The sequence below is a fragment of the Stenotrophomonas sp. YJH_SMC_19 genome (genome assembly GCF_059367915.1).
Genome location: NZ_JCAFRI010000002.1, coordinates 70,689 through 90,244, shown reverse-complemented (window position 1 = coordinate 90,244; position 19,556 = coordinate 70,689). Strand labels below are relative to the sequence as shown.

The window sequence follows — 19,556 nt, the reverse complement described above, 5'->3', positions numbered from 1 at the left end:
GATCGCGGCTTGTCCCTGCCCTGCCCCGTCAGGGGCGTGGCAATCAGTTCTTGCTGCCGCCGAAGGCGGTGTCGTACTGGCTGTTGCCGGCGAAGGTGGCGATGCCGGCCAGGGTGGCGGCGTTGGCGCCGAAGAACTGGCCCTGGGTGGTGCCGTTGACGCTGCCATTGACGTTGGCCGAACCGGCGAACGATGCATCGGCACTGTTGATGTTGGCAACGATGGCCAGGGTCAGGCCATTGCCGGACAGCGCACCATCCAGGGTGCCGGCGCCGAAGTCGGCGTCGAAGGTGCCGCTCAGCAGGTTGCTGCCGTTGAACTTGTTCAGGCCGGCCACGGTGTAGGACGCCACGCCGGCGGGCAGCGTGGTGCCGGCGCGGTCGCCAACGAAGTAGACCTGGCGGTTGTTGAAGCCACCGGCGGCGCCATCCTTGGACCATTCGCCAAACCAGACATCACCACTGCCGACCTTGACGAAGTTGAAGTGGCCCATGCCGGCGTGGCTGCCCGGTGCGCCGGTGATCGGCATGGCCAGGGTACGTACCGTCACGCCATTGACGGTGGTGGGTGCCGAGTAGGCGCTCAGGCCCTGGAAGTCCACCGGCTTGGCCTGGGACACGGTACCGACACCGATGCCGGCCTTGCCAGCGCGGTGCGGGCCGCCATTGACCTGCGATTCACCAACCGCCACGTACAGCTCGGCATCGGTCCTGGCACTGGCGGCACCGACGATATCGGCAGCATGCGCGGCACCGACCAGGGCCAGCGAGGCGGCAACGGCGAGCACCGAACGGGAGATCATTTTCATGGTATTGCTCCTTGGTTGAGGGAACTACGGGTACAACGCTTGAAGGTGGGAGATCAGAAGCGCGCGGTGACGCCGAGCTTCAGGGTGCGACCCGGGGCTGGCAGCGTGGACCGCGTGGCTGGATCGGCGTAGTAGCGGTTGCCGAGGTTGCTGCCGACCAGTTCGACGCTGGCATGCTCGTTGAAGCGCCAGCGCGCATAGGCATCGACGGTGGTGATGTTTCCCCAGGTGAACGGCACGTTCTGCCAGAGCAGGCCGCTGCCGCCGCTCAGCAGGCGATCACGGTAGGCCTGCAGGTCAGGGTTCTCGTGCCGCTGGTAGTGCACGATGCGGCTGCCCAGCTCCAGGCGCTCATCGAACAGGCGCGTGCCCAGCGACCCGTTGATCGACAGCCTGGGAATGGCCTGGGTCAGCAGGTAGCCACCGACGAAACCATCCTGCACGCAGTTCGGAACCAGGCCGCGGTTCGCGTCCAGGAGCACCGCCGTGCTCTCGTCACACACCTCGTTTTCCAGCGTGCGGGTGATGCCCAGATCGGTGAAGAAGCGCCGGTTGTCGAAGCGGGCCTGCAGTTCGATACCACGGATGGTCTGCTTGTCGATGTTGTCGAACAGGAAGTTGCCATCGCGTTCGATCACGTCACGGGTCTTGTGCACGTAGTACGCCAGCTTGACGTCGGCATCGGCGGTGTTGCCGAACAGGGCCGACAGGTTGTGCACGTAGCCCACCTCGTAGTTGTAGGCGTGCTCGGGCTTGAGCGCATGCAGCGGATTGAGGCTGCCGGAGAAGGCGATGGTGCTTTCGAACATGCTCGGGAAGCGCACCGCTTCGCTGTAACGCACGTAGGCACGGGCGGCCGGGGACAGGTGTGCAGTGGCCGAGAAGGTCGGCAGCCAGGCATGGTCGCGGCGGCGGCTGTTGCGTCCATCGACCGGCTGCGACTGTACGCTGTTGCCGATGTTGCAGACCTGGTCGCTGCCGGCGAACACCGGCTGCACGCCGGGAATGGCCGCCACTTCGCCATTGAGGCAGGGATTGCCGGCGCGGGTGTAGTTGCCATCGGCATCGGGCAGCCAGGGCCGCGTGTACCGGACCGGACGCGGCGTCTCGTACGGTGCCAGCAACGCACGGATGCTGTCGTCGATGAACCAGCCCATGCCGCGCTTTTCCCATACGGCGCGGCGTGCTTCCAACGCGTCGATGCGGGCCTGCAGATTGGCGGGACGGGGCGGCAATTCGTTCACGGTGTACTGCGCTTCCTTGCCACCTACGCCCTTGGTCAGCAGCTCGGGGTGCGCCTCGAGGAAATCATCGAAGGCCCAGTAGCGGCTGTAGCGCACGCCTGCATTGAGGGTGAGGAATTCGACCGGCCGCCACTCCAGGGTCAGGTAGCCTTCACCCTCCTGGCGGCGCCCGGCACGCGGGAACATGCGCCAGCCATCGGTGGTGCCGAAGTACGGATCGCGGGACCCCAGCTTCTCGTACTGCCAGTTGCCGCCCACGGTCAGGTCCAGGGTCGAATGCAGCGCGAAGCGGTTGCTCAGGATCAGGCCGGTGCGGTCATTGCGCGCGTTGGCCAGCGCGGTATTGCGCAGGATCGGGCTGGCGTCCGGATTCCATGCCGGATTACCCACTGCGAAGTTCGGGAAGCCGCCAGCGCTGTAGGTATCGCTTTCCGTTTCCGTGCGCCACAGGTTGGCGTACAGGTCCAGCCAACGACTGCCGGCGGGCTGGAAACGGTATTCCAGGTTCCACGCATCCGAATCGACCCGGCTGAGCGGCCACTGGATGCGGCCGTAGTCGGGGGCCGACAGGATGCGAGACGGCATGATCTCGCCGTAGTGCGACAGCGTGCGCCGCCAGGTCGCCTTCAACTGCTGGTCATCGTTGATCTGCCAGCTGCCTTTGACCAGCCAGGAATCCTGTTCGCTGGAGGTATTGGGCACTTCATCGCCGGGCTTGAAGTAGCGCGCCAGCGTGGTGATGTAGTCGATGCCCTGGTACTCGAACTGCTCGCGCTGGTCCTGTTCGTAGTAGGCGCTGCCCTGGGTCCCGGAGAAGTAGTTGCCGCGCTTGCGCCAGGCGTAGGCGGCCATCAGGTCGACGTTGTCGCCACGCACGCCCAGCGCCAGGCGCCAGGCCTGGTCCTCGCCATCGAAGGGATTGTTGCCACTGCGCGACTTCACCGGCACCACCAGGGTGCGGTCGTCGTAGGGTGAGTTCGGCGAGCCCTGCGGGAAACCCAGCACGGTGCGGTAGTCCTCGCCGGTGTGCAGCCGCGGCAGGCGCGGTGCCACCGCATTGCTGCTGCCTTCGATCTTCAGCTCCCCGCCGAAGCGCTCGCCGGCAGCGACGATGTCATCGACGTCGATGGTCTTGATCACCAGCGCGCCACCGATCCCGCTGTGCACATCGCGCACCAGCCCTGGCCCCTTGATGACCTGGATGCCACCAATCAGGTTGGGATCGATGTAGTTGCGGTTGCTGACGCCGTTGTAGCCACGCCAGACCGTGAGCGCCTGTTCGCCGCCGTCGATGCTGACCGGCACCCGCCCGGGCCCCTGGATGCCACGGATGTTGACGTCCAGCGCGCCACTGTTGCGCGCATCGCCACTGAACACGCCGACCAGATCCTTGACCACGTCGGCCGGATTGGAGCCTCGGTAACGCTCCACCCGGTCGCGCCCCGAATACGCCGTGGTCATGTCCAGCGCGAACACATCGTCGTAGCCACGCCGATCGCGGGCCTCACCCCCTTCCGACTGAAGGCGACCGGCCACGTCCAGTGTTTCGGTCACCCGCACCCCTTCCCCTTCACCCGCCTCCGCTGCGGCCCGCAGGCTCCAGGTACCGTCCATGCCGCGCTGTGCACGCACGCCGCTGCCGCGCAACAGCTGCTGCAGCGCCTGCATCTGGCTGTACTCACCCTTCACTGCGCTGGAGCGGCGGCCGTCCACCAGGTCGCTGCGGAACACCACCTGCACATCGGCCTGGCGGCCAAAAGCGCGTACGGCATCAGCCAGCGGCTGCTCCGGAATGGTGTACTGGCGCACCGGCGCGACGATCGCCGGCTGCGCCTGCACGGCCGGCACCCAGGCCAGCGGCAGCAATGCGGTGGAAACAGCCAGGGCCAGAGCGGTGGCGCGACGATGACAGGCGGATGCCGTGGACGGCATGGACGGGAACTCCTCAAGCGTGGCGGGACCACGGGCACATCCGGTGCCGGTGGCGTGTCTGGCTTGAGGAGAAACGGTGTTTCGCTCTGGCTATACCTCTATAGACACCGGGGCACTGCAGTTGCCCACGGTTCTTTCATGTTTTTTTCATCTGGCGGGCCGTGCGCTGCGCCGCAGGCACCTCACCACAGCACCAGCGCGCCGCCGGGCAAGCGCTGCACGCGCAGTCCTGCCTGCGCGGCCACCGCATCGATGGCCGTCTCCGGTTGCTGCAGGTGGAACAGGCCACTGACCCGTACGCTTGCGCCCTGCCCGCCCAGTACCCAGACCGGAGCACGGCGGTAGCGCGCCAGATCGGCGATGGCCTGCGCGGCTGGCTGATCGTCGATCACCACCTCGCCCCGACGCCACGGCGCCACGGCATCCGGATCGGCCTGCCGCAGCGGCTGCAGCCAGCGACCGTCACGGAACACCCGTGCCTGCCCGGCATGCAGGCGCTGTACGCTGCCATCGCCAGGGCGCACATCCACTACGCCCTCACTGACCTGGGTCACGACCGTGGTGTCCTGCATCGACACGCTGAAGGCGGTGCCGATCTCACGCACCTGGCCGCCCGCCGCCTCGACCTGGAACGGGCGCGCCTCGTGTGCTACCTGGAACCAGGCCTGCCCGCGCAGCAGGCGCAGGTGCCGCCGCTGGCCATCGAACTCAACCGCCAGTGCGGTACCGGCGTCGAGTACGGCGGTGCTGCCGTCCTCCAGTTGCACCACGCGCGGTGCATCGCTGCTGCGCAGGTCACTGCGTGCCAGCAGCAGCGCGTGCGGCGCAGCGGCAACCATCAGCACCACCGCAGCTGCGCTGGCCAGCAGCCACGGCAGGCGGCGCTGAGGCGCGATCGGGCGCAACCCTTGGCGATCAGCCGTCAACCCGGGCAGCGCGGCCAGCACGTCGGGCCCGGCGGCATCCAACCCTTGCCAGAAGGCCTGCTGCTGGCGCCAGGCCAGCGCATGGCGAGGGTCGGCCTGCAGCCAGCGCTGCAGGGTTCGTTGCTGGCGTTCCGGCAGCGGGCCTGCACTGCACTGGATCACCCAGCGCAACGCCTGCCTGGCCTGACGCGGCGAGGGTTCGGACGTGGTCATGGTTGTGGCCTGCCGCACCACGAACGGGTGCGCCTTCCTGTTGTGACAACGGCGGGCGCGATCTGCCCACGGCAATCGCCGCTCATCGATGCATTCCCTGCTGGTGCTGCTGGATCAACAGCGCCGCGCGCAGCACATGCTTGCCCACCAGGCTCTTGGAAATACCCAGCCGGGCGGCGATTTCGCGCTCACTCAGGCCCAGGTAGCGGTTGAGCACGAAGCACTCACGCACCTGCGCCGGCAGCGCGAGGATGGTCCGGGTGATCTCGCGCAGTTGTGCCTGGTCCAGCGCCTGCGCCTCGCCATCGCGGCTGGCCTCGGCCATGTCGAGGGCGTACTCGGCCATCCCACGCCGCTCGCGGGCGTCGGACTGGCTGCGGTTGAGCGCGTGATGGTAGGCCATCCGGTACAGATAGCCGCGCGGTTCCAGGATGGGCGGGTCGCCGGGCACGCTGCTGGCCTTCAGGTACAGGTTCTGCAGGGTGTCCTCGGTACTGGCCGGGTCGAGATAGCGCGCGATGAAGCGAGACAACGCACGGCGCTCGCGGATCAGCAGCTCGACCAGCGCCAGGGCATTGGGAGACATAGGTGCCAAGGCCGGACCGGGGAATGATGGGCGTGATGGCGACGGTCCGGACGTGGATTGTGGGCTGCGCGGTCGCAGGCGGCAAGCCGCGGCCGAGAGCTTCATCCACGCATGGCGTGGATCTACCAAGGCGCAGGTCCAGTAGATCCACGCCATGCGTGGATGGAAAACCTAGGGTTCCTCCAGCGCCTCGAAGCGTTCGGCGAGGTAATCGATCAGTGCACGCACCGCCGGCAACAGGCCGCGTCGCGACGGGAACACCGCGTGCACGATGCCGTGCTTGGGCACCCACTCCGGCAGCACCGGCACCAGCGCGCCACTGGCCAGTTCGTCACTGATCATCATCCGCGGCAGCATCAGCAACCCCACCCCGGCCGCCGCAGCGGTGCGCAATGCGATCATGTCATCGCTGACCAGCCGCGGTCGATGGTGCACGCTGGCCAGCACGTCGTCCGGCCCGGTGTATTCCCATACATGCTGCTGGCTGGGCGATGCCAGATCGACGGTCGGCATCATCGCCAGGTCAGCCGGCACCTGCGGCGTGCCCAGCCGCTGCAGCAGCGCCGGACTGGCACTGGTACACCAGACCCGACGCGCCAGCACGCGTACCACCAGGTCGCTGTCCTCCAGTGGCGGCGGCCGCACGCGGATCGCCACGTCCACACCCTCGCCCACCACGTCGACGCGCCGGTTGGTGGCGTCCAGCTGCACCGTCACCTGCGGGTGCTGGGCCAGGAAGTCGGCCAGCATCGTGCCGATGCGCGCATGCAGGATCGCGATCGGGCACGCCAGGCGGATCGTGCCGCGCGGCTCGGCGCGCGACATCGCAATCGCTTCTTCGGCCGCTTCGGCTTCGACCAGCATCGCTTTGCAGTGGCGGTAGTAGTCCTGGCCGACCTCGGTGACCGAGAAACGCCGGGTCGAGCGCTGGATCAGGCGCACGCCCAACCGTTCCTCCAGCAGCGCGATGCGCCGGCTCAGTTTCGACTTCGGCATGGCCAGCGCCCGGCCGGCCTGCGAGAAGCCGCCGTGCTCGACCACCATGGCGAAGTAGAACAGGTCGTTGAGGTCGCAACGGCGGATATCAGCGATGAACACGGGGCGATCTCCTGTGGCGCAAGGCGCGCACCCATTGTTCACCAGATAGGACTATGACGGCAAATATTGGCGTCTACCGGCCCAATTGTCGCGGCGATATCGTCTCCTGCAACGAAGAACAGCGGCCGGCAGCCCCGGCCAGGAGATGGCCATGAAGCGTGTCACCGGTACTTATAGCGCCCCGCGCCCGCACTGGGTGGGCGACGGATTCCCCGCCCGCTCGATGTTTTCCTACAACACCCACGGCCAGCACCTGAGCCCGTTCCTGCTGCTGGACTACGCCGGCCCTTATACCTTCGCCCCCAGCGATACCCCGCGCGGGGTCGGCCAGCATCCGCATCGCGGTTTCGAGACCGTCACCATCGTCTATGAGGGCGAGGTCGCCCACCGCGATTCAACCGGCGCCGGCGGCACCATCGGCCCGGGTGACGTGCAGTGGATGACCGCGGCCTCCGGCATCCTCCACGAGGAGTTCCACACACCGGAGTTCAGCAAGCGGGGCGGCACGCTGGACATGGTCCAGCTGTGGGTGAACCTGCCGGCGCAGGACAAGATGGGTGCACCGGGCTACCAGACCCTGCTCGACGCACAGATCCCCTCGGTTGAACTCCCTGAAGGCGCCGGCCGCGTGCGTGTCATCGCCGGTCGCTTCGACGGTCATGCCGGCCCGGCCCGCACCCACACGCCGATGGATGTCTGGGACATCCGCCTGCGGCAGGGCCACCACGCCGAACTGCCGGTGGCCGATGGCCGCACGCTGGCGCTGGTGGTGCTGAAGGGCACGGTGCGGATCAACGGCGGCCAGCCGGTCGGCGAGGCACAGCTGGTCACCTTCGACCGCAGCGGCGAGGACGTGTTCGTCGACGCCGACAGCGACGCCACCGTGCTGCTGCTCAGCGGTGAACCGATCGACGAGCCGGTGGTGGGCTATGGCCCGTTCGTGATGAACAGCCAAGCCGAGATCGCGCAGGCGGTCAACGACTTCAACAGCGGCCGCTTCGGCCAGATCGCGCACTGATCGTTTCAATGCGGCGGGCATTGGCCCGCCGCACCTTCCGGGCCATCGCCCACCTTCTCCAGGAGACTGACCATGAGTACCCCCGCCAACTTCAACGGTGCCCGCCCGGTGATCGATCCGGACAACGCCGCGATGCTGCTGATCGACCATCAGAGCGGCCTGTTCCAGACCATCGGTGACATGCCGTTCACCAGCGTGCGCGCCCACGCCACCGCGCTGGCGAAGATGGCCACGCTGGCAAAGATGCCGGTGATCACCACCGCCTCTGTTCCGCAGGGCCCGAACGGCCCGCTGATCCCGGAGATCCACGACGCCGCCCCGCATGCCCAGTACGTGGCACGCAAGGGTGAGATCAACGCCTGGGACAACCCGGAATTCGTTGCCGCGGTGAAGGCCACCGGCCGCAAGCAGCTGATCATTGCCGGCACCATCACCAGCGTGTGCATGGCCTTCCCGTCAATCGCCGCCGTTGTCGATGGCTACCAGGTGTTCGCAGTCATCGACGCGTCCGGCACCTACTCGAAGATGGCCGAAGAGATCACCCTGGCCCGCGTGGTGCAGGCAGGCGTGGTGCCGATGGACACCGCCGCGGTGGCCTCGGAGATCCAGCGCACCTGGAACCGCGACGATGCCCAGCAGTGGGCCGAGGTCTACACGAAGATCTTCCCGAACTACCAGCTGCTGATCGAAAGCTACCTGAAGGCGCAGGACGTGCAGAAGAACCACGAACAGCTGGATTCGCAGCGCAGCTGACCTACGCCCGGGGTGCCGGCCCGCTGTCGGCACGCCTCTCAACCGGAGACCCACCATGTCCAGTGAACCGATCCGCGACCCGGCCAGCGATCATCTGCTGACCCCGCAGAATTCCGCCTTCATCATCATCGACTACCAGCCGGTGCAGGTGAACTCCATCGCCTCGATGGACCGCCAGTTGCTGGTCAACAACATCGTCGGCACCGCCAAAGCCGCCGTCGCCTATGGTTTGCCGATCGTGCATTCGACGGTAAACGTCAAGACCGGCCTGAACAAGCCGCCGATTCCACAGCTGCGCAAGGTCCTGGGTGACTACCCCACCTACGACCGCACCACCATCAACTCCTGGGAGGACGTCGAGTTCCGCAAGGCGGTGGAAGCCACCGGCCGCCGCAAGCTGATCATGACCGCGCTGTGGACCGAGGCGTGCCTGACTTTCCCGGCCCTGGATGCGTTGAAGGAAGGCTATGAGGTGTATGTGGTGGTCGACGCCGTCGGCGGCACCTCGCTGGCCGCGCACGATGCGGCGCTGCGCCGCATCGAACAGGCTGGTGGCCAGCTGATCAGCGTGCCGCAGCTGTTCTGCGAGCTGCAGCGCGACTGGGCCCGTTCGGAAACGGTGCCGGCCTTCATGAACCTCTTCATTGAAACCGGTGGTACGGCAGGCATCCAGTTCTCGTACGATCGTACCGAGTGATTGGGTGGCGGCGCCGGTCCTGGCCGGCGCCGCCTTTTGGAGCAGTCGAGCATGGCTCGACGCCACAGACAGATGGAGAACGTGATGGCCTACGCACGCATTGTTTCAACCGCCGACAACTACCTGCACCACATCAGCAATGGCACATTCGCCGTGGATGCGGACGAGCCCGCCTCGTTGGGCGGTCAGGGCAAGGGCTTCGCACCGTTCGACCTGTACCTGGCCTCGCTGGCGGCGTGCACCGCCATCACCCTGCGCATGTACGCGCAGCGCAAGGGCTGGGAACTGGGCGAGTTCCATGCCGAGCTGCGTTCGGAACGTGACGCGGATGGTCGCTTCCATGTGCACCGCGTGCTGCATGCCAGCGCCGAGCTGAGCGATGCGCAGTGGCAGCGGTTGCTGGAGGTGGTGGAAAAGACCCCGGTGACCCTGGTGATGCGCGAGGGTGCGCGCATCACCAGTGAGCGTGGGGCTGCAGCGTAATCCCATCCACGCATGGCGTGGATCTACTGTAGAGGCGAAAGCTCAGCGCCGTGAATGCAGCACGGTGCGCTGGCGCATCGCGTTGAATTCCTGCTCCACCTGCTGGATGTCTTCGGCCTGGAAACCGGCCGCATCCAGCAGCTGGTCGGCGGCAGCGGCGGCCAGCGGATCATCGTCACGCTGGCGCCAGCAGCGCGCCGGCAGGAAATAGCCCACCTCGCTGCGCCCGCGCATGATCACCACCGGCCGGCCTGCATACAGCAGGAACTCGGCCAGGTGCTGGCGCAGGCCCTCGACGGAAACATAGGCCGGCCCAACACCCAGCATCTGGCTGGACGGTTCGGGACTCTCGAACAGCTTGCGACGGCTCATCCACTCCTCCTTTTGAACAACGCGTGGTCTCCTTTCCTTAGACGGGCGCATCGCTGCGCCCCCGCCACGCACTACGTGATCCGCATCACGCCGCCACTCAGAAGCCGGTATTGAACTCCAGCTGGAACACGTCGATCGACAGCGGCGCGCCGGACACTTCCTTGGCCGCCATCCACTTGCCGCTGATCCAGCTGCGTGCATCCAGCGCGTAGGCGCCGCCCACGTAGTAGCCGCGGGCGTTGGTGCCGCCCAGGTGGAAGTTCGGATCGTTGTAGGCGTCGGGCAGCGCATCGGCCTCGATGTGCTTGTAGCCCAGCAGCGCCTGCCACTGACCCTTCTCCTTCAGCTCGGTGGCACCGAAGGTGGCCTGCACCATCCACGCGGTGTCGCCGCTACGGAAGGTATCGATGCCGACAGTATCGCCGGCGCCGTAGTTGTTGACGATGCCGTTCTGGGCGCGGCTGAACATGGCCTGCTTGTCGTAGGCCAGGTTGCGGATGTAATCGCCGTCCAGGCGCAGACCGATGCCCTGCGCCAGCTGTGTATCCCAGCGCAGGTTCAGCGTGGCCAGGCGGAAGGCCGAAGCCAGGCCGACATACTGCGGGGTCGGCGTACCGGCCGGGTCCTGCGGATTGCGCGCGATGTTCCGGATCAGCATCAGCGTGTTGCCCTTCTGCATGAACGCCGGGCGCGACCAGTCGGTGTCGCAGCCTACCGCGCCCGAATACAGCGAGCACGTTGAGGACAGCCCGCCGCTTATGTTCTTGAAGTCGTAGTAGCCCAGCGCGGCACGCACTGCGTTGTCGTCGTTGAAGCGCCAGTTCACGCCCACCTGGGCACCGGACAGCCACTTGTTCTCGTTCGGAGTCTTGACCTTGCTCTGGCTCGGCGAGCTGTCGGAGGTGTACTCCAGCGGCACCACCGCGAGGTTGCCGAACAGGTCGAGGTCGCCATCGTCGAAGTCATACTTCAGGTTCGCGGCCAGGCCATCGAAGTTGAGGTCGTTGGAGAGCAGCGTGTCGCTGGTCCAGAACGGATTGCCGAAGCGGCCGCCACGCACCGTCACCCAGTCAGCCGGGCTGTAGGCCAGCCAGGCCTGGTCCAGCCACACGTCCTTCTTGCTCAGGCCGCCACCCAGCTGCTCGGTGGTCGACACCGGGCCATTGCTGCTGCCGCTGGCCAGGCGCACGCCGGCCGTGGTGTGCTGGCCAATGGTTGCCTCGATGCCCAAGCGCGCGCGGATGCGCCACAGGTTGCGGCGGTCCTGGCGGGTGTTCAGCAGTGGCGGCAGCTGCAGGTTGGTGTTGGTGTTGGTGTCGAAGCCGTTGCCGGAATTGATCGACGACCAGTTGCTCACGATGTCGCTGTTGCGTTCGGAGAAGAAGCGCGACTCGCTGCGCACGCGCATGTCACCGGTGACCTTGATGCGCTTCGTCCACTCGGCCACTTCGTTGGGTGCCGCCCAGCCTTCCGATTTCGCCTGCGCCATCACGTCCTGGCGCACCTCATCACGGATGCCGTCGCGCACGCTCTGCGGCACGTAGGGCACGCGCACGTCGCCAGCCTCCAGGGCCACGCCACCACTGGCGGCCGAGGGCGCGGCGACTGTACCGCGCTGGGCGGCCGCTGCTTCGGCCTCGGCCTGCACCAGCAATGCCTGGCCGTCTTCGGGCTTCAGCGCACCGCTGGCGATCAGGCCCTTGATCAGCTTGACCATGGTGGTTTCGGCGGCCATCGCACCGGCCGGGGCGGCCAGGCTGAGCAGCACGGCGCAGCACAGCAGCGCCCGTCGGGCCGGCCGCAGGCGGCGGGAGTCGGTTCGTGCGCGGACGTGGTCGTTCATCACGGTTCTCATCGAAAGAAGGGAAATCACGGAGGTCGGGAATCAGGCCCCGGGCCGGCGGCCCTGGATCAGCACGCGGGCGGGGAAATCGAGCGACGGCGGCGGTGCCTGGTCGACCTTGCCGATGCGTCGCAGCGCATCGAGCACGGCCGCGTCGGCCTCCTCGTTGCCACTGCCGCGCACCAGCTCGACCTTTTCCAGGCGGCCATCGTTGGCCAGCCACACATTCACCTGCAGCTGGAACGCCAGGCGCTTGACCTTGTCATCGCGCGAGATCGCCTGCTGCATCAGGTAGCCCAGGTAGCGGCCGTAGGTAGCGTTGCCGGCGCCACCACGGCCAACGCCGGACGAACCGCCGCCACTGCCGGACTGGATACCGAAGTTGTCACCACCGGCCTGCGCATCGGCATTCATCGTTACCGGGTCGGCATTGTCCGGAGTCGGGGTCGGCTCTTCGGCCGGCGTCGGCTGATCCAGCGGCTCCGGCTCGGGAATGGTCTCTTCCGGCGGCGTTTCGGGTTCCGGCGGCTTTTCCGGCGGTGGCGGCGGCGGCGGAGGGGGCGGCGGCAGCGCCAGCATCGGCGGCTGCACCACCGGCCGACGGGTACTGGCAGTGTCCCTGAACAGCATCCACCACACGGCGATGCCGAGCACCAGCAACGCGGCCAGCACCAGCGCGACGGTCACCAGCAACTGGCGGCCGCGCATGCCGGGCTCCGGCCGAGGGGGTTGATGGGCCGTCATGCCTCAGCCCTGCGCCTTGCCGGTGACCAGGCCGACCTGGGCCAGCTCCAGCCGCCGCAGCAGGTCCAGCACCTCGACCACGCGGGCGTACTGAACCTGCGCATCACCGCGCACGATCACCGGGAAATCCGGCGTGGTCGCGCGCTCGGTGCGCAGCCGGTCTTCCAGTTCGGCCATCGTCACCGGGTAGGCATCCAGGAACACCTGTCCACTGGGGTCGATAGTGATCGCCTTGGTCTTCGGCTTCTCCAGCGCGACGCTGTTGCTGGCCTTCGGCAGGTTGACCTCGATGCCGGGGATGGAGGCGTTGCTGGTCAGGATGAAGATCACCAGCACCACCAGCAGCACGTCGACGAAGGGCGTCACGTTGATGCCCTTCTCGCGCTTCTTGATGCCGAACTTCGCCTTCTGGCCCATGGCGTGCCCCTCAGCCCTGGACCGCGGCCGGGCCGCGCCCGTCCTGCTCTTCGGCCAGGCGTGCGGCGAACTCGTCGATGAACACCGCCATGTCCGCGCCGATCGCTTCGGCACGCGCGCCCAGGTAGTTGTAGCCGAACAGCGCCGGGATCGCGACGCCGAGGCCGGCAGCGGTACACAGCAGCGCCGCCGCCATGCCGGGCGCCACCGAATTGATGTCCACCGCGCCAGCCATCGCCGCCACCACGAACACCAGCATGATGCCGATCACGGTACCGAACAGGCCCACGTACGGCGCGCCTTCGATGGTGGTCGACAGCCAGTTCATCCGCCGCGCCATCGCTTCCTGCTCGCGCACCATCACCGCATCCATCGAGGCGCGGATCGCCGCAATGGTGGCGCCACTGAGATAACCACTATTGCCGTCGCGCTGGTGGCGCTGCTGCATTTCATCGATGGCCACCTGGTAGATGCGCCACAGCGAACCGTCGTGCATCGCGGTGGGTGCCTTTCCCTGGCGGTCCATGTCGGACAGGGTGCGCAGCGGCACACCCGACAGCTTGCCGAAGCTCTCGGTGAACACTGCATTGGCCTTGCTGGTACGGCCGAAGTGCCGCCCCTTGGCGATCATGATCGCCCACGACAGCAGCATCATCAGGCCGAGGATGGCGACCACCACCCAGGCGTCGAACGGCATCGCCTTGAGGATGAAGGCGAAGTGGCTCTGCCCGGCGGACTGTTCGTCGGCGCCGTAGCTGATCAGGCGCGAGTCGGCGCCCTGCGCAGTGGCATCGGCCAGCAGCAGCGCGGCCGGTCGTGCCACGCGCGAAATACGCAGCTCATCCAGCGCGCCTTCGAAGCTGGCCAGCGGCTGCACCGCGCCCGGCGCATCGGCGCCCACCACCGGCGCGGTGGTCAGCGCCGGCAGCTCGCCGCTCAGCTGGGCGACCACGCGGCCATTGAGGTACAACTGCAGTGCACCCTTCTCTGCGGTCAGCGCGACATGCGCCCACTGCCCTTCCGGAATCGGCTGCGCCAGCGTGCTGCGCTGGCCATTGAGCTGCACGAACGGCACCCGGTTTTCGATACCCAGCACCAGTTCGGACGCACCGTCGCGACGCGCGTAGATCGCCTGTGCAGCGTTGTTGCTGCCTGGCTTGATCCAGGCCGAAACAGTGAGCGGCGCGCCCGCCTCCTGCGCAAGCGATGCGCTGGCCGGCAGCGGCAGCGGGGCTGCACCCAACTGAACGCCGCGGCCGATCACCGAGCCTTCCGATGGCGGCACCACGGCACCGGCATTGTTGCCATAAGCGGTGGTGTCGCGTGCCGGCGCATTGGCCTCGGCGAAGTGGTAGACCAGCGTATAGTCCGGATCGAACACCTGCTGGCCGTTGCCGCTGGCGGGGGCCTTTTCATTGCCGTAGTACATCCAGATCGTCTGCGGTGCCGCAGCGCTGACCGCCGGCACGTCCACCCAGACCAGGGCCAGGCCCAGCTTGGGATCGAACTGTTCGATCTGGTGGGCCAGCACGGTGCGGCCATCACCCGAGACAAAGCGCAGGTCGTTGCCCGCATCCTGGGTGCCGTCGAAGCCGAAGTTGCCGGTGTGCAGGCGCAGCAGCAGCGGCGTGCGACCCGGATCACCGGCCAGGCCCGCGCCCTGCGGGCCGGCGTCGACAGTGATCGGCTTGCGGTACTTCCATTCGGCCTGCCACCAATTGGCATCGGCCGCAGCGACCGGCAGCGCAACCAGCGCGGCCAGCAGCAACAACACTCGGGAAAGCAAACGGTCCATGCGAAGGGTCTCCGGAGAACGCATGTTCAAGGGAAGGGTCAGTAACTGGTGCTGATGTTGAAATGCAGGCGTGGGTCGTCCTTGCGCGTGACCGGGCCATCGGCATACGGCCAGGCGTAGTCCAGGCGCAGTTGGAGGTGTTCACCCAGGCGCAGCTGCGCGCCCAGACCGACCGAGGCCAGGTTGTACTTGTCGCGCTGTTCGGGCAGCGGCTGGCGCAGGCGCAGGTAGGCCGCGTCGGCAAAGCTGTAGACACGCAGGTCGGTGCCGCTCCACAGCGACCACGCAGGCGTGCGCCATTCCAGGCTGGCCAGGCCGCCGTAATCGCCGATCGCCTCGGCCGACAGATAGCCGCGCACGGTGTACATGCCACCAGCGGCGAACTGCTCTGCCGACACCAGCGGCGCATCGGTCACCTGCAACGAGCCGCGTGCATACCACTGCCAGTCGCTGCTGAACGTGTGCGTGTTGGCGACTTCCGCCTTGAACGCGACAAAACTGGGGTCTGCCCAGTAGCGCTTCTGCCCGAACCCGATGGCATCACTGCCATAGCCGAACAGCCGACGGGTACCGGCCACCAGCTGCGTATTGATACTCAACTGATCCTGCTCGCCCTGGCGCACACCGACAAACCCCAGGGTGATCGGCGCGTACTTCAGCGGCGTCTTCAGGCTCTCCTTGCCCATCTGCGTGTCTTCCTCGGTGTCCTTGAAGTCCACGCCGAGGCTGAGCTGGCGCCACCACTGGCTGCTGCCGGCCAGTCGGTAGTTGAGTTTGAGACCGATCGAATGGCCGTTGCCGATCACATTGGTTCCGGTGCCGGTACCGACCTGTCCGCCCGCGTTCAGCACGCGGCTGTCGGACTTGTAGCCGGAACCTTCCAGGCTCCACGGCGTGCCTTCGAACGGCATCGTGTACGAGGCCGAGAACACCTTGGCCTGCTTTGTATCTTCCGGCGCCAGGTACACGCCGATGTTGGCGCTGTGCCCCCGCTTCCACAGGTTGTCGTAGGCCAGCGACGCACTCAGGCGCAGCTTCTCGGTGTCGGCGCTGTGGTCGTTGTTGAGTGACGCGCTGGCACGCCACGGCGACTTCTCTTCGACCTGCAGGTCCACATCCATCGTGCCCGGCACCTGGCCTTCGCGCACCAGCGGCATCACCTGGCGACGCCCGCCCTCATTCAGTGCGGTCAGTTCCTTCTGCGCCTGGTCGAAGTCCGGCACCTTGCCCTCGGCAAGTGCCGGTACGCGTTCGCGGATGCGTTCGGGCGATTCGTGCTTCGTCCCCACGACCCGCAGCTGGCCAATCGGTGTCTGCTGTACCTTCAGCAGCACCACGCCGCCACTGACCTGCTGCTCGGGCAACTCCACGTAGACCGACTGGTACCCCGCCTGCTGGTACAGCGCATTGACGGCATCGCGTGCCTTCTCGACATCGGCCAGGGTCTTTCCCGGACCGAGGAAGGGCTCGACCGCGCGTTCGATCTGGCGCGGATCGAGCACGGTGTTGCCGCGCACGATGTACTCATTGATGTTCACGCTGGGCGCGGGTGCCGCCTCCTGCGCGAACAGCGGCAGCGGCAGCGCCGCCAGGGCCAGCACCAGCGGATGCAGGCGCAGCGGGAGGCGGACGGCTCGGCACGGAACAGGAGTCATCGAAGGCATCGCGTCGTATCGAAGGAAAGGGCCATGGAGCGGCGCGTGGGTCTACCAACAGGACGTGTACGTCGCGTCAAAACCGCCAACAGTTTTGTGACAGCACTGTCATCTTTTGACGGCACCGCAACGTACGCAGGCGGACCCTGCCTTCTCCACACGTCTTCATTGCAGAACGTCGATTGCTGCGGAAGATTCGAGATGCGTGAATCACTGATGGTGGAACTGCGCGCTGCCCTCATCCTTGCGTTGCTGCTGGTGCTGGCCCCGGTGCGCGCCGACGAGGCGAAGAAGCAGGAAGACGCCGCGCCCTGCATCGAAGTACAGGTCAATGGCGAGCGCATTCCGGCCTGGGACTGCCTGCAACGCAAGTTGGCGCCGGCATCGAAAGCGGCGAAGTCACCGGCACTGCCGGAGGCCGAACGGCTGATGCGGCAGCCGGGCAACCAGCTGATGCAGTACAACCTGGAAGGCACGCGACAGCGCATGGGCGATGCCTTTGGTCGTTCGGTGGTACCGCAGCGTCCGGCGCGATGAGCCTGCGCGGCCGTAGGGCCGAGCCCACGCTTGGCAGGATTTGAAGGGTCGAGCTATCGCTCGGCAGGATTCTGTAGAGTCGAGCCAGGCTCGACTGTTCTTCCAGACGCAGCCGAGCGTAGGCTCGGCACTACGGTGCCGCGAGCACGATGCCATCGCTCGGCACCGGCGGCAGCTCAGGCACCGGCAGGCTGCGCGATTGCCCGGCCTGGTTCAATTCGACCGCGCTGGCACTGATGCTGGCCAGCACCGTGCAGGGTCCGAGTCGTTGGCCGGGCGCATACGCTTCCGCTGGGCGTCCATCCACCGAAAGCAGCGCCAGTGGCGCGTGGTCGCCGGCCATCACGCCCAGCACGACCACCTCGGTCTGCACCGCACCGGGGGACAGCAACCGCACCAGCGGCAGGCTGGCCACTGCATCGAACAGGGGGCGTGCAGGGGCCTCTGCGTGCGTTTCGCTGGCCGCCGCCGTCGGCGCCACCGCAGACAGTGTCACGCCCCAATAGGCCACCACCGCCAGCAGCAGCGTCGCCGCCAGCAGGGTCAGTATGCGATTGCGATCCCAGCGCCTGCCATCCATGTTCCGCACCATCGCCACGTTCGTGTCCGCCTACGCTAGCAGCTGTGGCTGACGCTTTTGTTTCATCATGCGGGCCTACGCTGGCAGGCATCGACCTGGACAGGAGGCAACGTCGATGCAGCACGTGCCGCGTGGTTTCACTCTGCTGGAACTGATGGTGGTGCTGGTGATCATCGGCATCTGCACGGCGGGCATCGGCCTTGGCCTGGGCAGCCTGCTCGACCCCGCGCGCCAGCTGCGGCAGGAAGCTGAACGGCTGGCGCAGCGCCTGCAGGTGGCGCGCGACGAGGCGCGCATCGATGGCCGCCCCCTGCGCTGGCAGGCCGACGCCAACGGCTACCGCTTCAGCCGCCGCGACGGCACCCGCTGGGTTGACGTGCAGCGCGATGACCTTCTGCGTGCGCAGCAATGGCAACCGGCGGGCATCGCGGTGCAACCGACCACGCCGATTGAACTGAGCCCGGAGTGGATCGGCGTGGCGTGGGAGCTGAGGCTGTCGTTGCAGGGCCGCCAGCTGCGTCTTCGTGATGATGGCAGCGGACAGTTGCAGGTCGTGCAGTGAAGCAGAAGGCACACGGATTCACCCTGATCGAAGTACTGATCGCGCTGGCGATCGTATCGATTGCACTGGCGGCGGTGATGCGCTCGGTGGCAGTGGCGACCGACGATCAGTCGCGCCTGCGGGATCGTCGTCTGGCACTGATGTGCGCACAGGACCGCTGGCAGGAACTGCGCCTGGCCGGGCAGCCGCCGCAGGATGCACGGCAGCGCTGCGTGCAGGGGCGCAGCAGTTTCCTGGTGCTTCAGCATATCGGCACAGGGAGTGACGGACAGCCACAGCTGGAACTCAGCGTGGTGGCCGAAGATGCGCCGCGGCAATCGCTGGCGCGGATGCAGCTGCCGTGGACGGCGGCGCAATGAAGCGTACCGCAGCAGGTTTCACCCTGATCGAGGTGATGATCGCGATCACCATCATGGGCGTGCTGGCACTGATCTGCTGGCGTGCGCTGGACAGCGTGGCCAGCAGCGACCAACGCCTGCGCCGGGCCGATGCCGACACCACGACGGCGCTGCGCGTGCTGCAGCAGTTCCAGCGCGACATCGAGATGCGTGCCGACGACGCGCTGATGAACGGCGCAGTGCGCCCGGCGGATCAGCCTCAGCGCCTGCTACCCCCTTCACTGGTGAGCGAACGGCATCCGGATGGAAGCTTCGCGCTGGAGATCACCCGCAGCTTGGGCAGCGACGGGTTGCGCTGGCAACGTGTTCGCTGGTGGCGACAGGGAAGCACGCTGTGGCGGGCCAGTGGCGCTGCGACGGATCGCTACCCTTTGCCCGCACCGGATCCGTCAAAGGGGATCGCGGTGGCGCAGGATGTGCAGCGATTCGAGGTACGCGCCTGGCAGCCGGGCGCCGGGTGGGCGCTGCTACCGAGCAAAGGCGAGGTGCTGCCGGCCACCGGGCTGGAACTGCGGTTGGGCCTGCGCGATGGGCGTGGGCCGTTGAGTTACCGGCGCGTGCTGGAGCTTTAGGATTCCTTCCAGGCAAAGCATCCACGCATGGCGTGGATTTACTGCCGAGCGGCTTCTACTGCCCGGCCTGCCCTGGTGGGTGCCGACCGTTGGTCGGCACTGAGGCTGGCCCAGCCATCCACGCATGGCGCGGATCTACTGCCGAGCCTGCCGCCGGGTGCTCTCCTGCACCCGGCGGCGCCGTGTCGGCGGTCCTCACCGCTGATGGCCGCTCCCTGCCTTCGGTGCCGTCCTGGCTGGGGCCGCTGCCGTTCCGTGGCGGCTGGCCCGATGCTGTTCGTTCTTTCGGCCCGGTCGCATCCACGCATGGCGTGGATCTACTG

General features: G+C 67.0%; 20 protein-coding genes. 8 read left to right on the top strand and 12 right to left on the bottom strand.

Annotation, left to right across the window (positions count from 1 at the left end):
• Window positions 1-43: 43 nt before the first annotated feature.
• The 5 genes from AC5P5R_RS02945 to AC5P5R_RS02925 all read right to left on the bottom strand — a co-directional run bounded on the left by AC5P5R_RS02945 (window position 44) and on the right by AC5P5R_RS02925 (window position 6,807).
• Window positions 44-808 (bottom strand): Slam-dependent surface lipoprotein, encoded by a 765-nt coding sequence (locus AC5P5R_RS02945; protein WP_024956511.1) that lies wholly within the window; start codon window positions 806-808, stop codon window positions 44-46.
• A gap of 53 nt (window positions 809-861) precedes the next feature.
• Window positions 862-3,984, bottom strand: a complete 3,123-nt coding sequence (locus tag AC5P5R_RS02940; protein ID WP_043033325.1) for a TonB-dependent receptor — start codon at window positions 3,982-3,984, stop codon at window positions 862-864.
• Between the two features lie 182 nt (window positions 3,985-4,166).
• Entirely contained in the window at window positions 4,167-5,123 is a 957-nt protein-coding gene (locus AC5P5R_RS02935; protein WP_164281634.1) for a FecR family protein, read from the bottom strand.
• An 82-nt stretch (window positions 5,124-5,205) separates the two neighbouring features.
• Window positions 5,206-5,709, bottom strand: a complete 504-nt coding sequence (locus tag AC5P5R_RS02930; protein ID WP_043033323.1) for an RNA polymerase sigma factor — start codon at window positions 5,707-5,709, stop codon at window positions 5,206-5,208.
• A 171-nt stretch (window positions 5,710-5,880) separates the two neighbouring features.
• Complete coding sequence (locus AC5P5R_RS02925) at window positions 5,881-6,807, bottom strand: LysR family transcriptional regulator (RefSeq protein WP_043033322.1); 927 nt, start codon at window positions 6,805-6,807, stop codon at window positions 5,881-5,883.
• A 151-nt stretch (window positions 6,808-6,958) separates the two neighbouring features.
• Between AC5P5R_RS02925 and AC5P5R_RS02920 the strand changes: the two genes are divergently transcribed.
• From AC5P5R_RS02920 to AC5P5R_RS02905, 4 genes are all read left to right on the top strand, one after another.
• Entirely contained in the window at window positions 6,959-7,825 is an 867-nt protein-coding gene (locus AC5P5R_RS02920; RefSeq protein ID WP_005409867.1) for a pirin family protein, read from the top strand.
• Between the two features lie 72 nt (window positions 7,826-7,897).
• On the top strand, window positions 7,898-8,578 hold the full coding sequence (locus AC5P5R_RS02915) for a hydrolase (RefSeq protein ID WP_043033321.1): 681 nt from the start codon (window positions 7,898-7,900) through the stop codon (window positions 8,576-8,578).
• Window positions 8,579-8,633: 55 nt separating this feature from the next.
• Window positions 8,634-9,275, top strand: coding sequence for a hydrolase (locus AC5P5R_RS02910; RefSeq protein WP_005409869.1), 642 nt, complete (start codon window positions 8,634-8,636; stop codon window positions 9,273-9,275).
• Window positions 9,276-9,359: 84 nt separating this feature from the next.
• Window positions 9,360-9,758, top strand: coding sequence for an OsmC family protein (locus tag AC5P5R_RS02905; RefSeq protein ID WP_005413631.1), 399 nt, complete (start codon window positions 9,360-9,362; stop codon window positions 9,756-9,758).
• A 42-nt stretch (window positions 9,759-9,800) separates the two neighbouring features.
• Here AC5P5R_RS02905 and AC5P5R_RS02900 read toward each other — a convergent pair whose 3' ends face one another.
• The 6 genes from AC5P5R_RS02900 to AC5P5R_RS02875 form a co-directional block, all read right to left on the bottom strand.
• The gene (locus AC5P5R_RS02900) at window positions 9,801-10,130 is read right to left on the bottom strand and encodes a hypothetical protein (RefSeq protein WP_005409871.1); all 330 of its coding nucleotides are present in this window, start codon (window positions 10,128-10,130) and stop codon (window positions 9,801-9,803) included.
• 97 nt (window positions 10,131-10,227) lie between these two features.
• The gene (locus tag AC5P5R_RS02895) at window positions 10,228-11,973 is read right to left on the bottom strand and encodes a putative porin (protein WP_329751648.1); all 1,746 of its coding nucleotides are present in this window, start codon (window positions 11,971-11,973) and stop codon (window positions 10,228-10,230) included.
• A 42-nt stretch (window positions 11,974-12,015) separates the two neighbouring features.
• Window positions 12,016-12,681 (bottom strand): cell envelope integrity protein TolA, encoded by a 666-nt coding sequence (gene tolA / locus AC5P5R_RS02890; RefSeq protein WP_005409873.1) that lies wholly within the window; start codon window positions 12,679-12,681, stop codon window positions 12,016-12,018.
• 39 nt (window positions 12,682-12,720) lie between these two features.
• Entirely contained in the window at window positions 12,721-13,134 is a 414-nt protein-coding gene (locus AC5P5R_RS02885; RefSeq protein WP_005409874.1) for an ExbD/TolR family protein, read from the bottom strand.
• 10 nt (window positions 13,135-13,144) lie between these two features.
• Complete coding sequence (locus tag AC5P5R_RS02880) at window positions 13,145-14,929, bottom strand: DUF2341 domain-containing protein (protein ID WP_043033319.1); 1,785 nt, start codon at window positions 14,927-14,929, stop codon at window positions 13,145-13,147.
• 38 nt (window positions 14,930-14,967) lie between these two features.
• On the bottom strand, window positions 14,968-16,584 hold the full coding sequence (locus tag AC5P5R_RS02875) for a ShlB/FhaC/HecB family hemolysin secretion/activation protein (RefSeq protein WP_049470199.1): 1,617 nt from the start codon (window positions 16,582-16,584) through the stop codon (window positions 14,968-14,970).
• A 201-nt stretch (window positions 16,585-16,785) separates the two neighbouring features.
• Between AC5P5R_RS02875 and AC5P5R_RS02870 the strand changes: the two genes are divergently transcribed.
• Window positions 16,786-17,121 carry a hypothetical protein gene (locus AC5P5R_RS02870; protein WP_024956499.1) on the top strand — a complete coding sequence of 112 codons (336 nt, stop codon included), beginning with the start codon at window positions 16,786-16,788 and terminating at the stop codon, window positions 17,119-17,121.
• A 130-nt stretch (window positions 17,122-17,251) separates the two neighbouring features.
• On the opposite strand, the gene AC5P5R_RS02865 is transcribed toward AC5P5R_RS02870, so the two are convergent.
• Window positions 17,252-17,701, bottom strand: a complete 450-nt coding sequence (locus AC5P5R_RS02865; protein WP_043033593.1) for a general secretion pathway protein — start codon at window positions 17,699-17,701, stop codon at window positions 17,252-17,254.
• 115 nt (window positions 17,702-17,816) lie between these two features.
• Between AC5P5R_RS02865 and gspH the strand changes: the two genes are divergently transcribed.
• The 3 genes from gspH to AC5P5R_RS02850 are packed head-to-tail and all read left to right on the top strand — an operon-like array spanning window position 17,817 to window position 19,233.
• Window positions 17,817-18,263, top strand: coding sequence for a type II secretion system minor pseudopilin GspH (gene gspH / locus AC5P5R_RS02860; RefSeq protein WP_043033317.1), 447 nt, complete (start codon window positions 17,817-17,819; stop codon window positions 18,261-18,263).
• A complete protein-coding gene (gene gspI / locus AC5P5R_RS02855; protein WP_043033316.1) occupies window positions 18,260-18,622 on the top strand; it encodes a type II secretion system minor pseudopilin GspI in 363 nt (120 codons plus the stop codon). Before gspH ends, gspI begins: the two co-directional genes overlap by 4 nt.
• A complete protein-coding gene (locus tag AC5P5R_RS02850) occupies window positions 18,619-19,233 on the top strand; it encodes a prepilin-type N-terminal cleavage/methylation domain-containing protein (protein ID WP_043033315.1) in 615 nt (204 codons plus the stop codon). Before gspI ends, AC5P5R_RS02850 begins: the two co-directional genes overlap by 4 nt.
• Window positions 19,234-19,556 lie beyond the last annotated feature (323 nt).

Excerpts from the sequence above, each read along its gene's own strand:
- AC5P5R_RS02945 (WP_024956511.1), bottom strand. The coding sequence starts at position 808 with ATGAAAATGATCTCCCGTTCGGTGCTCGCCGTTGCCGCCTCGCTGGCC.
- AC5P5R_RS02940 (WP_043033325.1), bottom strand. The coding sequence starts at position 3,984 with ATGCCGTCCACGGCATCCGCCTGTCATCGTCGCGCCACCGCTCTGGCC.
- AC5P5R_RS02935 (WP_164281634.1), bottom strand. The coding sequence starts at position 5,123 with ATGACCACGTCCGAACCCTCGCCGCGTCAGGCCAGGCAGGCGTTGCGC.
- AC5P5R_RS02930 (WP_043033323.1), bottom strand. The coding sequence starts at position 5,709 with ATGTCTCCCAATGCCCTGGCGCTGGTCGAGCTGCTGATCCGCGAGCGC.
- AC5P5R_RS02920 (WP_005409867.1), top strand. The coding sequence starts at position 6,959 with ATGAAGCGTGTCACCGGTACTTATAGCGCCCCGCGCCCGCACTGGGTG.
- AC5P5R_RS02915 (WP_043033321.1), top strand. The coding sequence starts at position 7,898 with ATGAGTACCCCCGCCAACTTCAACGGTGCCCGCCCGGTGATCGATCCG.
- AC5P5R_RS02910 (WP_005409869.1), top strand. The coding sequence starts at position 8,634 with ATGTCCAGTGAACCGATCCGCGACCCGGCCAGCGATCATCTGCTGACC.
- AC5P5R_RS02905 (WP_005413631.1), top strand. The coding sequence starts at position 9,360 with ATGGCCTACGCACGCATTGTTTCAACCGCCGACAACTACCTGCACCAC.
- AC5P5R_RS02900 (WP_005409871.1), bottom strand. The coding sequence starts at position 10,130 with ATGAGCCGTCGCAAGCTGTTCGAGAGTCCCGAACCGTCCAGCCAGATG.
- AC5P5R_RS02895 (WP_329751648.1), bottom strand. The coding sequence starts at position 11,973 with ATGAACGACCACGTCCGCGCACGAACCGACTCCCGCCGCCTGCGGCCG.
- tolA (WP_005409873.1), bottom strand. The coding sequence starts at position 12,681 with ATGCGCGGCCGCCAGTTGCTGGTGACCGTCGCGCTGGTGCTGGCCGCG.
- AC5P5R_RS02885 (WP_005409874.1), bottom strand. The coding sequence starts at position 13,134 with ATGGGCCAGAAGGCGAAGTTCGGCATCAAGAAGCGCGAGAAGGGCATC.
- AC5P5R_RS02880 (WP_043033319.1), bottom strand. The coding sequence starts at position 14,929 with ATGGACCGTTTGCTTTCCCGAGTGTTGTTGCTGCTGGCCGCGCTGGTT.
- AC5P5R_RS02875 (WP_049470199.1), bottom strand. The coding sequence starts at position 16,584 with ATGACTCCTGTTCCGTGCCGAGCCGTCCGCCTCCCGCTGCGCCTGCAT.
- AC5P5R_RS02870 (WP_024956499.1), top strand. The coding sequence starts at position 16,786 with ATGCGTGAATCACTGATGGTGGAACTGCGCGCTGCCCTCATCCTTGCG.
- AC5P5R_RS02865 (WP_043033593.1), bottom strand. The coding sequence starts at position 17,701 with ATGGATGGCAGGCGCTGGGATCGCAATCGCATACTGACCCTGCTGGCG.
- gspH (WP_043033317.1), top strand. The coding sequence starts at position 17,817 with ATGCAGCACGTGCCGCGTGGTTTCACTCTGCTGGAACTGATGGTGGTG.
- AC5P5R_RS02850 (WP_043033315.1), top strand. The coding sequence starts at position 18,619 with ATGAAGCGTACCGCAGCAGGTTTCACCCTGATCGAGGTGATGATCGCG.